The 15,551-nt window shown below is 34.4% G+C and carries 9 protein-coding genes and 2 tRNA genes; 6 read left to right on the top strand and 5 right to left on the bottom strand.

Going from position 1 to position 15,551, the window contains the following annotated elements:
• Positions 1-2: 2 nt before the first annotated feature.
• From ACFS3A_RS11100 to ACFS3A_RS11090, 3 genes are all read left to right on the top strand, one after another.
• Positions 3-839, top strand: a complete 837-nt coding sequence (locus tag ACFS3A_RS11100) for an ABC transporter permease (protein WP_379825507.1) — start codon at positions 3-5, stop codon at positions 837-839.
• Positions 840-854: 15 nt separating this feature from the next.
• A complete protein-coding gene (locus ACFS3A_RS11095) occupies positions 855-3,197 on the top strand; it encodes a T9SS type B sorting domain-containing protein (RefSeq protein WP_379825506.1) in 2,343 nt (780 codons plus the stop codon).
• A gap of 161 nt (positions 3,198-3,358) precedes the next feature.
• Positions 3,359-7,849, top strand: a complete 4,491-nt coding sequence (locus tag ACFS3A_RS11090; RefSeq protein ID WP_379825504.1) for a T9SS type B sorting domain-containing protein — start codon at positions 3,359-3,361, stop codon at positions 7,847-7,849.
• A 122-nt stretch (positions 7,850-7,971) separates the two neighbouring features.
• Here ACFS3A_RS11090 and typA read toward each other — a convergent pair whose 3' ends face one another.
• Positions 7,972-9,768, bottom strand: a complete 1,797-nt coding sequence (gene typA / locus ACFS3A_RS11085; protein WP_179002297.1) for a translational GTPase TypA — start codon at positions 9,766-9,768, stop codon at positions 7,972-7,974.
• A 168-nt stretch (positions 9,769-9,936) separates the two neighbouring features.
• Between typA and ACFS3A_RS11080 the strand changes: the two genes are divergently transcribed.
• Both ACFS3A_RS11080 and ACFS3A_RS11075 read left to right on the top strand, forming a co-directional pair.
• A complete protein-coding gene (locus tag ACFS3A_RS11080; protein WP_379825503.1) occupies positions 9,937-11,646 on the top strand; it encodes a PAS domain-containing sensor histidine kinase in 1,710 nt (569 codons plus the stop codon).
• A 5-nt stretch (positions 11,647-11,651) separates the two neighbouring features.
• Positions 11,652-12,065 (top strand): response regulator, encoded by a 414-nt coding sequence (locus tag ACFS3A_RS11075; protein ID WP_379825502.1) that lies wholly within the window; start codon positions 11,652-11,654, stop codon positions 12,063-12,065.
• Between the two features lie 170 nt (positions 12,066-12,235).
• Here ACFS3A_RS11075 and rpsT read toward each other — a convergent pair whose 3' ends face one another.
• The 4 genes from rpsT to proS form a co-directional block, all read right to left on the bottom strand.
• Complete coding sequence (gene rpsT, locus ACFS3A_RS11070; protein ID WP_091492106.1) at positions 12,236-12,487, bottom strand: 30S ribosomal protein S20; 252 nt, start codon at positions 12,485-12,487, stop codon at positions 12,236-12,238.
• Positions 12,488-12,641: 154 nt separating this feature from the next.
• Positions 12,642-12,713, bottom strand: a tRNA-Glu gene (locus tag ACFS3A_RS11065).
• 44 nt (positions 12,714-12,757) lie between these two features.
• Positions 12,758-12,829, bottom strand: a tRNA-Glu gene (locus tag ACFS3A_RS11060).
• Between the two features lie 78 nt (positions 12,830-12,907).
• The gene (gene proS, locus ACFS3A_RS11055) at positions 12,908-14,386 is read right to left on the bottom strand and encodes a proline--tRNA ligase (RefSeq protein WP_379825501.1); all 1,479 of its coding nucleotides are present in this window, start codon (positions 14,384-14,386) and stop codon (positions 12,908-12,910) included.
• Between the two features lie 102 nt (positions 14,387-14,488).
• Here proS and ACFS3A_RS11050 point away from each other — a divergent pair, with 102 nt between their 5' ends.
• Positions 14,489-15,529 (top strand): hypothetical protein, encoded by a 1,041-nt coding sequence (locus tag ACFS3A_RS11050; RefSeq protein WP_379825500.1) that lies wholly within the window; start codon positions 14,489-14,491, stop codon positions 15,527-15,529.
• Positions 15,530-15,551 lie beyond the last annotated feature (22 nt).

Below are 15,551 nucleotides of genomic sequence, written 5' to 3'. Positions count from 1 at the left end.
CCATGAAACGACTTCTTTCTATAGAATTACAAAAAATCTGGATGAATAAAGCCAGCAAAATACTGACCTTAACTTATTTTATATTACTTTCTTTCATCGCTTTAATCGCTGCAATAAAATTTGATATTGGTCCTTTCAAATTTCATTTAGCAGAAATGGGGATTTTTAATTTCCCTTTTATCTGGCATTTTAACACCTATGTTGCTGCATGGCTCAAATTTTTTCTGGCTATTGTAATAGTTTCGATGATGGCCAATGAATACAGTTATGGAACTTTAAAACAAAATTTAATAGATGGTTTAAGTAAAAAAGAGTTTATTCTGTCCAAATTTTTAACGGTTGTTTTATTTGCATTTGTTTCAACTGTTTTTGTTTTTATAATGAGTTTAATTCTAGGATTAGTTTTTTCTTCTTATACTGAGATTGATATTATTTTTACTGATTTAGATTATCTTTTAGCCTTTTTTGTAAAACTGACAGGTTTCTTTTCTTTCTGTTTATTTTTAGGAATTTTTGTAAAAAGATCTGCATTTGCTTTAGGCTTTCTTTTAGTTTGGAGTATTATTGAAAGTATATTAAGAGGATTTCTGGCATTTAAAGTTTTTCCTGAAAGTAATACTGATGAAAAAATCACACAGTTTTTTCCATTAGAATCAATGTCTAATCTGATTGTCAATCCGGCTCCCAGATTATCTGTTGTTAAAAATATTGGTAATCAAATCGGAATTGAAACAGAAATCGACTACAGTGTAAGTTATTCAGCAATTTTAATCGTTTTAATCTGGACTTCTTTATTTGTTTATTTTTCTTACAAATTATTAAAAAATAGAGATTTATAGTATATTTGTTATACTATGAATTATTTTAAAAGCCTTTTAGTCTTATTACTTATAAACTGTGCCCTTTTCAGCGTTAATGCACAAGTTATTACTATTGATGATCAACAAACACCAAAACAGCTTATTGAAGATGTTTTAGTTAATAGTGCCTGTGCTTCAGCATCTCATTCAACTGGAAAAGGAGACACTTTTAGATCGGGAAGACAGAGCTTTGCCTATTTTAACCGAAACGGAAGCAATTTCCCTTTCCAGGAAGGAATAGTGCTGGCAACATCCACAGCTCAAAGTGCAATTGGACCATTTGTGAGCGACTTAACAAGTAATGACAGTCCGGATTGGCTTGGTGATAATGATTTGGATCAAATTCTGGGAACACATTCGGTAAATGCGACAGTACTGGAATTCCATTTCGTTGCTTCTGCAAATTCATTGAGTTTCAATTATATTTTTGCTTCAAATGAATATCAATATGACTATCCTTGCAACTATTCAGATGGATTTGCTTTTTTAATTAAAGAAGCAGGTACAACAGATGCTTATAAAAATCTGGCAGTAATTCCAAATACCAATACACCAGTTTCTTCTGTCAATATCCATCCTAAAATTGAGCCGGGCACAAGACCAAGCGGTACGTCTACCTATCCGGGATGTGAGGCTTCAAATGTAAATTATTTTAATGGTTTGAATACGAATACCAGTCCGGTAAATTATGCAGGACAAACGGTAGTTATGACAGCCCAGTCTGATGTAATTGCAGGAAAAACATATCATATAAAATTAGTAATTGCAGATGATACCAATCGAAATCTGGAATCGGCAATATTTCTGGAAGCGGGAAGTTTTTCTTCTAAAATTGCTTTGGGCGAGGATCGAACAATTGCTACAAATAATCCTGCCTGTTTTGGAGAAGAAATTGATCTGGATAGCAAACTTAATGCTTCTTCTTATACTTTCAGATGGTTCAAAAAAAATAATCCTCTTGTAACTCTGGGCACAAACTCAACTTATAAAGTTACCGAAGCTGGAAATTATGTTATTGAAGCTACTCTAATAGGATCGACATGTGTATTGTCAGGCGAAATAAAAATTGATTACACACCTGAAATTTTTTCTACCAATACTATTCTTTTGCAATGTGATGATAACAACGATGGTATTTCAATTTTCAATTTAACTAAAGCGGACAATATTGTAAAAAATAATGCTTCCAGCATTATAAATGAAGGTTATTACCTAACATTAGCTAATGCTCAAACAAAAAGTAATAAAATTACAAATCCGGCCAGTTATATAAATACAACCAATAATCAAATTGTTTATGCACGTTTAGAAAATCAATTTGGTTGTTTTACAACTGCTGAAGTAACTTTACAAATTGCTGCAACAACTATCGCCAATCCGAATCCGATAAATACTTGTGATGGAGACGAAATCCAGGACGGTTTGTATCAATTTGATCTGCAAAATGAGGTTACACCGCAAATCACATCTGGTCTTCCCAGCGGATTAACAGCTAATTATTTTTTGACTGCGAATGATGCATTAACAGAAACAAATCCATTACCTAATATTTTTAAAAATACTACGGCCTATAATCAAATCATTTATGCAAGAGTAGTAAACGGTCCGGATTGTTATGATGTTGTTCCGGTTCCACTTGTTGTAAATACTTTTGATCCGCCAAACTTTGAAGACGAATCTGAATACTTATGTCAAAACAACACTTTAACATTAAGTGTTGCTGCAGGTTTCAGCAGTTATTTATGGAGTAACGGAGAAACTTCGAATACCATAATCATTACTGCTCCAGGCGACTATTCAGTAACGGTACAAGATTCTAATGGCTGCGAAAAAACTAAAAAATTCAAAATCATTTCATCTGAACCTGCTGTTATAACAAATGCAGTTGTTAAAGATTTTTCCGGAGTCGATAATTCCGTTTTACTGGAATATACCGGAACAGGTAATTACGAATTTTCATTAGACGGATTAACTTTTCAAGACAGTCCACTTTTTAATGGGGTTAGCACAGGAACTTACAATGCTGTTGCGAAAGATAAAAATGGTTGCGGCATGTCTAATCTGTTTTTAGTATATGTTTTGGATTATCCAAGATTCTTTACACCAAATGGAGACGGGTATAATGATTTATGGGTTATTAAAGATTCTAATTTACTTCCTGATTATACTATAACCATTTTTGACCGTTACGGAAAACTATTAAAACAAATGAACCAAAACAGCTTGGGCTGGACTGGATTTTTTAATGGTCAGCAATTACCATCAGATGATTATTGGTTTACTTTAACTTTTACGGATGGCAGAAAGGTAAAAGGTCATTTTAGTCTAAAAAGATAAGATCTTCATACAGCAATTAACCAAATTATTCTGTTTTGAAGTATTTAACACTTAAAAACTCTTAATTTTTTAAATATTTAAGAAGAAAAAAACACCAATTTTAAAATAAACCCTATTTTTGGTTTGGGCGATTTAAATCATTAACAGCCACTTACAAGCCAATGAAAAAAAAATTACTCTTTCTTTTATTCCTGTTTTGTACTTTAAATTGTTTCTCGCAATTTAGTAAAACACATTATATACCACCTTTGATTTCAGTTGTAGGTTTTGCCAGCGACCAGTATCTTTATATCTCAACTCCAAGTACTAGTAATGTAAATTTCAAAATAATAGCGAATGGTGGTGGCGTAGTCAATGGGACTGTAAATAGTACAAATCCATATCGTTATTATATCGGCGTAGGTCTCGACACCCAACTATTCACTCCTTTGAGCAATATCGGAATTATATCTGGTCGGGGATATATTATTGAAGCCGAAGATTTAATCTATGTAAGTGCAAGAGTCAATGCAGGAGCCACTCAAAACGGAGAATATAATCAAGCTGGTGGATTAGTTTCTAAAGGAAACAGCGCTCTTGGTACTACTTTTAGATTAGGCGCTATGTTAAATCCATTGTATGATGAAACATTATTGAATTTTGCTTCAATAATGGCTACAGAAAACGGAACTAAAATTACAATTTCAAATATCCAAAATGGTACTCAGCTTTTGGACGGAACAATTATTTCTGGTCCAATAACAGTAACACTGAACAAAAATGAAAGTTATGTATTGGCATTAAAAAACTATAATGATGCGCAGCCTGTATCAAATAGTTCTAAAATGATTGGAGCATTAGTTCAGTCTGATAAATCAGTTGTGGTTAATTCTGGTTCGTTTGGAGGAAGCAACAGTACTCTACTAACAAATCAAGGAAGAAATTCTACTCCTGCAGGAAGAGATGTCGGTTTCGATCAAATCGTTTCTGAAGAAAAAACCGGAAAAGAATACATTTTTATAAAAGGTCTTGGTACTGACGAACTGGAACGTGTAATATTGGTTGCCCATTACGATAATACAGAAGTTTTTCTTAATGGTTCTTCTACTGCATACAAAACACTTAGTAGTGGAGAATATGTTGTAATGGATGGAACCTATTTTAGCAACGGAAGTTTGTATGTAAAAACAAGTAAAAATGTTTTTGCTTATCAATGTATTGGAGGAACAACACATCCTGCCAATCAAAATATGTTTTTTGTACCTCCAATCAATTGTGCTACTCCAAATACCGTTGATAATATTCCACAGATTCAATCTATTGGCAATAATACCTTTAATGGTTTTCTCAACATCGTAACCGAAACAGGAGCTTCCGTTTTATTAAACAACTCTCCTATTACGGTTATTCCTATAAAAATTGAAGGAACAACTGAATTTGTCCGTTATAGCATACCGGATTTATCAGGAGATATCGCTGTAAAATCAACAAAACAGATTTATGTTTCTTATTTTGGAACTAATGGGAATGCCACTTATGGAGGTTATTATTCTGGTTTTGATTTAAAACCTGAAATTGTTAGTAGTAAAATCACACTTGAAAACTCTTCCTGCATTCCAAATGTATCTTTGAAAATAAATACACTGTCTTCTTACGATACTTTTCAATGGTATAAAGATGATATTCCAATTACTGGTGAAACAAAAAACAATTATACCCCAACGCAGCCTGGTTTTTATCAGGTGAAGGGAGGTATATCCGGTTGCGTTACTAACATTTTCTCTGATAAAATCCCGGTAAGCGAATGTCCTATTAATCAGGACAATGATTTAGTAAATGATAATATTGATATTGATTATGATAATGACGGAATAACAAATTGTACTGAATCTTATGGAGATCAACCCATAAATACTTCAAACACAAGTTCGGGAATTGTAACTGTAGGTACTTATTCCAATTCTTTTTCAGGTACATTTAGCAATTCATCTGCTCTTATTGGTACTTCTTTTTCAGGAAATACAGATGGAGGTTTTGTTACCAGAATCGGTGCCGGAAAAGCTTCAGTAAGTTATACTTTAAATTTCGCAAAACCAATAAATCTTCGTTTAGAATACAGCACCACTGCTAATGCAGATGAGTTATTAAATCCCAATGCTGAATACATTATAAACTCAGATATTAATAAAACATTTACGGTTTTAAATCCCGACAATCAATTGCTGATTGACACCAATTATGATGGAATATATGAGAGTGGAGTTACAGAATTCTCTTCTTTCGAAATCCGATTTCGATTAAACGGTAATGTTCCTTTACCAGCTGGAACGGGTACATTTAAATTCCAGTCTTATCAAACCCAATCGTTTAAAATCACGCATAAAAATTTGTCTGATGAAACCGAAAGTAAATCAACTTTTAAACTCGTTGCAACTTGTGTTCCAAAAGATACTGATGGAGACGGAATTCCGGATCAATTGGATTTAGATTCAGACAATGATGGAATTCCTGATTTAATCGAATCACAAACACAACCAAAACCATTATCAAATGTTGATATTAATTTAGATGGATTGGACGATATGTTTGTTTTATCAGCGAGTCCTCTTGATACTGACAACGATGGTGTTCCAAATTATCTTGATTTAGACAGTGATAACGACGGAATATATGATTTGACAGAATCTGGTAGTAATGCTCCGGATACAAACAAAGACGGAGTAATTGATACTATTGATTTTGGAAGTAACGGATTATCAGATGCTTTAGAAACTAATCCTGACAGTGGCATTTTAAAATACACTGTTTTGGATTCTGATAACGACGGAATAAAGGATTATACAGAAATTGACAGTGACGACGATGGTTGTAACGATGTTATAGAAGCCGGTTTTACAGATCCGGATTTTGATGGTCAACTAGGTAATAGTCCTGTGATTGTAAATTCATTTGGGATTGTAACCAGCAGAACAGATGGCTATACACTTCCAAATGGAAATTATATTATTGCAACTCCAATTATAATTACAAAACAACCCGAAAATCAAACCGTTTGTGAGCTGGAAAAAGTAACCTTTGTAGTCGAATCCAACGCTGACAGTTTTCAATGGCAGTTTTCAGGCGATGGCGGAACTACCTGGAATCCCTTGACGGAAAATACTGTTTATACCGGAACCAAAACTACGGCTCTGACAATTCAAAAAACGAGCAATGCGATGAATGGCCATCAATATCGTGTGTTTTTAAACCGAAACAATAATGCCTGCGGATTGACTTCGGCTAATTCTGTAACATTAAAGATTTGGACTCTCCCTCTATTAAATTCACCAATTACAATCGTACAATGTGATGACGATACAGACGGTATTTCTAATTTTAATATAACTGAGAAAAACAATTTTGTTTCTGCCAATTTTGAAAACGAGACCTTCTCCTACTATACTACATTGACAGGTGCAAATACAAAAGATCTTTCTGCATTAATTTCAAATCCACTTTCTTTCACGAGCGGTAATAAAAGTATTTGGACAAGAGTTGAAAATGCAAATGGATGCTTTTCAGTTGCTCAATTAAATCTTGTAGTTTCCATTACCCAAATTGATCCAAATTTCAAAAGATCACTTACCGTTTGTGATGATTCAATTGAAACTTTGAGTACTGACACTGATGGAATCGCAAACTTTGATTTTAGCGGTGTAACTAACGAAATTAGGACAATGCTTCCTTCATCCGGTACAAATCATTACATAAAATATTACACGAATGAAGCAGATGCTTTCGCCGAACTTAATGCCATTACAGATCCTGCCAATTATAGGAATACAATACCAAACCAACAGAATATTTGGGTCAGAGTAGATAGTAATCTGGACAATGCCTGTTTCGGAATAGGTCCATTTGTAACATTAAAAGTAAACGAAAAACCTAATATTGATATTAACAGCGATAAAAGTGCTGACAAATTAGTATGTTCTAATTTACCCACATTTTTTGTTAAACTTGATGCAGGAATTAACGGAAGCATTTTAGCCAGCACATATACTTACCTCTGGTCAAAAGATGGTAGCATAATTCCTGGGGAAATTAGCGAAACACTGGATGTTAATGAACCCGGAAAATATACTGTAGAGGTTTTTACTAAAGAGGAAAATAGCTGTAGCAGAACCAGAACAATAACTGTAACTGCATCGGATATTGCGCATCTTGATTCTGTATCTATTTCGGACTTATCTGATTTCAATACTGTTGAAGTAAATGTTTCGGGAACAGGAAATTATGAATATAGCATAGATGATGCAAACGGTCCTTTTCAAGATTCAAACTTCTTAGAAAATGTTCGCCCGGGAATACATGAACTGTATGTAAATGATAAAAATAATTGCGGAAAAATTTCAAAAACCATTGCAGTTCTTGGAATCCCAAAGTTTTTCACACCAAATAATGATGGTCACAATGATTACTGGAATATTCAGGGTGCAAATGAAACTTTAAATTCCGGTGCCAAAATCCTCATTTTTGATCGATACGGTAAATTAATCAAACAGATTACCTCGACCGGAAATGGCTGGGACGGAACCTTCACCGGAAGTCCAATGCCCGCAGATGATTATTGGTACAGCATAAAACTGGAAGACGGACGAGAAGTAAAAGGACATTTCAGTTTGAAAAGATAAAAAATAAAAAAACAAATTTTTGAAATTTCGAATTCCAATCTTTATAAAATAAAATGAACAAAAAAAGAAATCCCAAACTCCTATTGGAATTTGGGATTTTTTATATTGAGATTTAAAATTTATTAGATTTTATATCTTTTTCTATCTGTTTCGCTTAAGTAGATTTTTCTTAAACGTAAAGATTTTGGAGTAACTTCAACATACTCATCTTTTTGAATGTACTCTAAAGCTTCTTCTAAAGAGAATTTGATAGCCGGAATAATTCTAGCTTTATCATCAGCTCCGGAAGAACGTACGTTAGAAAGTTTTTTCGTTTTAGTAACGTTAACAGTCATATCGTCGCTACGAGTGTTTTCTCCGATAACCTGACCTTCATAGATATCCTCGTTAGGATCAACGAAGAATTTACCACGATCTTGTAATTTATCGATAGAGTAAGGAATTGCTTTTCCGTTTTCCATAGAGATTAATGAACCGTTGTTACGTCCAGGAATTTCTCCTTTGTATGGTTCGTATCCGATGAAACGGTGCGCCATGATAGCCTCACCAGCTGTAGCAGTAAGCAATTGATTTCTTAAACCGATAATTCCACGAGATGGAATATTGAATTTAATAATCATACGCTCACCTTTACCTTCCATAGAAAGCATTTCACCTTTACGGATTGTAACGAATTCAACCGCTCTACCTGAAAGGTTTTCCGGTAAATCGATAGTTAATTCCTCAATTGGCTCACATTTTACACCATCAACTTCTTTGATGATAACTTGTGGCTGACCAATTTGAAGCTCATACCCTTCTCTTCTCATTGTTTCAATAAGAACAGATAAGTGAAGTACACCACGACCAAAAACCATGAATTTATCAGCAGAATCAGTTTCACCAACTTTCATCGCTAAGTTTTTCTCCAACTCTTTTGTCAATCTTTCACGGATATGACGAGAAGTAACAAATTTACCCTCTTTACCAAAGAAAGGAGAATCGTTAATGGTAAACAACATAGACATTGTTGGCTCATCGATAGCAATAGTTTGTAAAGCCTCAGGATTTTCGAAGTCAGCGATAGTATCACCAATTTCGAAACCTTCAATACCTACAACAGCGCAAATATCTCCGGCAACAACTTCTTCAACTTTTCTACGGCCTAAACCTTCGAAAGTATGTAATTCTTTAATTCTTGATTTGATTACTTTACCATCTCTTTTTACTAAAGAAATAGGTGATCCTTCTTTCAACACACCTCTTTCAAGACGTCCGATAGCGATACGACCTGTAAAAGAAGAGAAATCTAAAGATGTAATCAACATTTGAGGAGTTCCTTCAGAAACTTTAGGAGCCGGAACATTAGCAATAACCATGTCTAATAATGGCTCAATGTTTTCTGTTTGATTTTTCCAGTCATCAGACATCCAGTTGTTTTTAGCAGAACCGTAAACAGTTGGAAAATCCAATTGCTCTTCAGTAGCACCTAATTCAAACATTAAGTCAAAAACTTTCTCATGAACTTCTTCAGGAGTACAGTTCTCTTTATCTACTTTATTAATAACAACGCATGGTTTTAAACCTAAGTCAATAGCTTTTTGTAATACGAAACGCGTTTGTGGCATTGGGCCTTCAAAAGCATCCACTAGCAAACATACACCATCGGCCATGTTCAATACACGCTCTACTTCACCTCCAAAATCGGCGTGACCCGGAGTATCAATAATATTGATTTTTGTTCCTTTGTACTGAACAGATACGTTTTTAGAAGTAATTGTAATACCTCTCTCACGCTCTAAATCGTTATTATCAAGAATTAAATCACCTGTATTTTCGTTTTCACGAAATAATTGACAGTGATACATAATTTTATCAACCAAAGTGGTTTTACCGTGATCGACATGGGCAATAATTGCAATATTTCTAATAGATTCCATTTGTGATTTTTAATGGGTGCAAAAGTACACTTTATTTTCTAAAAAAAAACGTTTCTATCATAGTTTGCGTATATACAATCAATTAGTTAATATAAAATGCCAAAATATAGGCTCCAAAATAATATTAACATATGTTTAGTTATAGTTAATTTAACTATATTTGAAGTAATGAAAAGTAAAACTCTCCAAATTACTCTTATTTATATCAGCATCTCGATAATTATGGCGGTCATATGTCATAAATTACTCATCGTTTACTTTTCCAAACCCGAATACCTGTATCTATCCTTAATAAAAGACATTTTATTAATTTTAATTACAGGATTCATTTTCATATTTATACTTTCAAAAAACGAAAAAAGAAACGTCACAATTTTTGAAAAGCTAAACAAAACCAACGAAGAAATAAAGGAATCCAATGAGAAATATGACATTGTAGCGAAAGCTACCAGCGATACTATTTGGGATTGGAAAATTCAAGAGGACCGTATTAACTGGAATAAAGGCATTGAAGGTGTTTTTGGTTACAACCCGGAAGAAGTTGGAAAAACTTCTAAATGGTGGTTTGACAAAATCCACCCGGAAGACAGTATCCGAATGTCAATAAAACTATATTCTTTCATAGAACAAAAAACAGAAAAATGGCAGGATCAATATCGCTTTAGATGTGCAGACGGAACTTATAAGTATGTTCTGGACAGAGGTTTTTTATTGAAAGATGAAAATGGAAGAGCTATTAGAATGATTGGAGCTATTCAGGACATTACCAAGCAAAAAGAAGAAGAACAAAGACTTAAACTCTTAGAAACTGTAATTACTCAATCTAAAGATTCCATTTTAATTACCGAGGCCAATTCTCCCGAAGGAAAAATCCCAAAAATAGTTTATGTAAATCCTGCATTTTCACAAATGTCCGGCTATCTATCCAATGAAATAATCGGAAAATCACCTAACATTTTTAAAGGCCCAAATTCAGACTCTGACGAATTAAAAAAACTCTTGCGGGCTATAAAAAATAAAGAAGAATGCCTAATTGAAACCATAACTTACACAAAAAACAAAGAAGAGTATTGGGTTCGTTTTTCCATGATTCCAATATTTAGTAACGAAGGTGCTATTTCTCACTGGATTTCCATACAAAGAGATATTACTGATGAAAAAAAACTGGAAACAGAAAAAGAACATCTTATCCGTGAATTAACTCAAAACAATAAAGACTTAAAACAATTCTCCTACATTACTTCACACAATCTTAGAGCTCCATTATCCAATCTAATTGGTCTTCTAAACCTAATTGAAGACATTCCTCTAGAGAATGACGAACTAGAAGAAATTCTGGCCGGCTTTACCAAATCGACACATTTATTAAACGAAACCATAAACGATTTAGTAAAAGTTATCATTATAAAAGACAATCCTTCTATGCAAAAAGAAGAAGTCTCTTTAAAAGAAGTTTTTGAAAATGTTTTCAGCCAGCTTTCCTTTCAAATAGAATTACACAAACCTATAATCAAACTAAAGTTTGATAAAGTTCCGGAACTGATTACAAACAAAGCTTATATTGAAAGTATTTTATTAAACTTGCTTACCAATTCCATTAAATATAAATCAGAAAACAGGAAGTTAAAAATATCTATAACGGCAGAAAAAATAGAAAACAAAACGATATTAACCTTCAAAGACAATGGAATTGGAATTGATTTAGAAAGAAACAGAGATAAAGTTTTTGGACTTTATCAAAGATTTCATAATTATCCGGATAGTAAAGGATTAGGACTTTACCTTGTAAAATCGCAGGTAGAAACAATGGGAGGAATAATTTCTATAGAAAGCGAAGTCAACAAAGGAACCACATTTACAATAACATTTAAAAATTAATTATTATGCTTGAGCAGATTTTATGCATTGACGATGACCCCATCACATTGATGCTATGTAAAAAAGTAATTTCTAAATCTTCATTTTCACATGAAGTAATTACAGCTCAGAACGGTGAAGAAGCACTCCATCATTTCAACACCCTAAAATACGCCAAAGATAAAAACCAAAGAAAGCCGGAATTAATTTTTCTAGACCTGAATATGCCTATAATGGGTGGCTGGGAATTCCTGGATCATTTCACCTCTTCAGATTACAAAGAATTTAACTCCGCTCCTGTTATTGTATTATCTTCCACCATCGATCCGGAGGACCTGGCTAAAGCAAAAAAATATCCAATTATTATTGATTTTCTATCAAAACCCATCACTTTACCAATGCTGGAATATCTTAAGAAAAAAATAGAACAGCAAATCTAAACCTGTATTTTAGGATCAAAACTCCAAAAAAAAAAAAAAGAAATCCAAATTCCAACATCTATTATTCGTTGTGGAATTTGGATTTTTTTTGACTAAAAAACATCAAAAATGTCCTAACAAAAAAAGCCCTCTGAAAGAGGACTTTTATATCTTTTGTAAATTGTTTTCAATTACAATTTAGCAACATGTTTCGTTAATTTAGACTTCAAGTTAGAAGCTTTATTATCATGAATGATGTTCTTTTTAGCTAATTTATCAATCATAGAGATTACAGTAGATAACTTAGCAGCAGCATCAGACTTATCAGTAGCTAATCTTAACGCTTTAATAGCATTACGAGTAGTTTTATGCTGATATCTGTTAAGAACTCTTTTCTTTTCGTTACTTCTGATTCTTTTTAATGCTGACTTATGATTTGCCATTTTCTTTTAATTTTAGATGTAATAATTATTATAAATACTAGTTAAAAAAGAAAAACCTCCCACAATTGCAAAAACAATCACTTTGGTTTTAACTAATAAAACAAGAACCGAGACACCAATTTTTGTTTTACAAAACTTATTTACAACTAATTTGTAGTCCGTAGGGGAATCGAACCCCTGTTACCAGGATGAAAACCTGGCGTCCTAACCCCTAGACGAACGGACCAATATTCTCCTAAGTTTGGATTTTATTTTTCAATATATAACTTGTAGTCCGTGGGGGAATCGAACCCCCCTTACCAGGATGAAAACCTGGCGTCCTAACCGATAGACGAACGGACCGTGCTTCTCTAATGCGGATGCAAAGATACATCTATTTTTTAGTTGCACAATAGCTGATGCTATTTTTTTTATATTTTTTTAATACGCCTTCGCAAAAAGCACTCGCTTAGCAGAAGGATTTCCTGTAAACACACAGCTTCCCGCCTCTTCAACAGCATCCAAAGGGATACAACGAATAGTCGCTTTTGTCAAGTCTTTTATCTTTTCTTCAGTAGCAGCAGTTCCATCCCAATGTGCTGAAACAAAACCTCCTTTACCTTCTAAAACTTCTTTAAATTCTTCAAAACTATTCACTTCCGTAATATGTGTATTACGATAATTCAATGCCTTATCAAACAGATCCTTTTGAATCTGTTCTAAAAGATTATTGATATGATCAACAATATTTTCGTTTGCAACGACTTCTTTTGTCAAATTATCACGTCTTGCCACTTCAAAAGTTCCGTTTTCTAAATCTTTTGGACCGACAGCAATTCTAACCGGAACACCTTTTAATTCCCACTCTGCAAATTTGAATCCTGGTTTCTGAGTTGTCCTGTCATCATATTTTACCGAAATCTTCAATTTTCTCAATTTAGCAGTCAATTCATTAACCGCAGCGGTGATCTGAGCTAATTGCTCATCCGTTTTGTGAATCGGAACAATAACAACTTGTATTGGCGCCAAATTTGGAGGCAATACCAATCCCTGATCATCCGAATGTGTCATAATTAAAGCTCCCATCAAGCGAGTTGAAACCCCCCATGACGTCCCCCAAACATGTTCTTGTTTACCTTCTGCATTAGCAAATTTAACATCAAAAGCTTTTGCAAAGTTCTGACCTAAAAAGTGTGAAGTTCCAGCCTGCAATGCTTTCCCATCCTGCATTAGAGCCTCAATACAATAAGTTTCATCTGCACCGGCAAAACGTTCCGTTTCTGTTTTAATTCCTTTCACTACAGGGATCGCCATAAAATCTTCAGCAAAATCAGCATAAACATTCATCATTTTTTCAGATTCTTCGATAGCTTCCGCTTTTGTAGCATGAGCAGTATGCCCTTCCTGCCATAAAAATTCTGCCGTTCTTAAAAACAAACGAGTACGCATTTCCCAACGAACCACATTAGCCCATTGGTTAATCAATAAAGGCAAATCTCTATAAGACTGCACCCATCCTTTGTAGGTAGACCAAATAATAGCTTCACTAGTTGGACGAACAATAAGCTCTTCCTCTAATTTTGCATTTGGATCAACCATTAATTTTCCTGGTCTTTCCTCATCATTTTTTAATCTGTAGTGCGTTACGACAGCACATTCTTTTGCAAATCCTTCAGCATTTGTTTCTTCTGCCTCAAACATGCTTTTCGGCACGAACAAAGGAAAGTACGCGTTTTGATGCCCTGTTTCTTTGAACATACGATCTAATTCAGCCTGCATTTTTTCCCAAATAGCATATCCGTACGGTTTAATTACCATACATCCTCTAACTCCTGAATTTTCAGCCAGATCTGCCTTGACAACCAGCTCGTTATACCATTTCGAATAATCTTCTGATCTTGTAGTGAGGTTCTTACTCATATTATATAGTTTGGCACAAATTTTGTTTTAAATAATTTTAACTAAATAGTTTGACAAAACTAACTATTTTTGTAATGTGCAACAATAAAAAACACCACAGATATGAAAACTAACATTTCTCTTCGCCAAAACTCAAATCATTTTTACTTAATTGGATTAGTGAGTTTATTACTAGCGTCGTGTGGTTCTTACCAAAATTCATCTTATTACGATAATGACGGTGTTTATGGTAAATCATCATCAAACAGCTATGTGCAGCAGTCTAACGGCACAAACAACCAATACAAAGACTACTTTAGATCTTTGCAAGACGACAATCAGCCAACTGAAATATTTACAGACGTTGACAATTATACTAATTACTCAGAAAACGACAGCACTCAAACTGCCTCTGTAGGTTATGCTGCATGGGGAAGCAGCAACTCTGAAGTTTCCGTAAATGTTTATTCAGACCCAATGTGGTCAATGGGATTTGGAATGGGATATCCATATTACGGATGGGGTTACGGAGGTTACTGGGGTGGCGGTTATTGGGGAGCTGGCTGGGGATATCCAGGTTACGCTTGGGGCTACCCAGGTTATTGGGGGCCAGGATGGGGCTACCCAGGATATTGGGGTGGCGGTGGCTACTACGGCTACAACAACTATAACTATTCTTATGGAAGAAGAGGTTCTGCCGCATATTACGGAAACAGAAATTATGCAAACAACAGAAGCTACACTTCTAACAGAGGAAGTTTTACCACAAACAGAAACTACACCACAAACAGAAACAGCTACAACACAAATAGAAATTATACGACAAACAGGTCTTCTAATAGTAATGGCTACACAGATTTCAGAAGAAGCTCGAACTCTACTTATAATAGAGGCACAAACAGTCCGACTTTTACAAACAGAAGAGCCAACACCAATAGTGTAGATTACAGCAATTCCAACAATAGAAGATCTTATAACTACAACAACAGTGGGAACACTAATTCAAACAGAAGCTACACCCCTAGCAGCAACAGCAACTCAAACAGAAGCTATACTCCTAGCAGCCCTTCTCGTTCAATGAACAACAGTGGCGGTGGTGGAAGCATGAGATCCGGCGGCGGCGGTGGCGGAATGAGATCTGGCGGTGGCGGAGGAAGAAGATAATTTTTTTTCTCAGTAAACTAAA

This window comes from Flavobacterium notoginsengisoli (assembly GCF_042686225.1).
GTDB lineage: Bacteria > Bacteroidota > Bacteroidia > Flavobacteriales > Flavobacteriaceae > Flavobacterium > Flavobacterium notoginsengisoli.
This window is presented reverse-complemented; position numbering and strand designations above follow the sequence as displayed.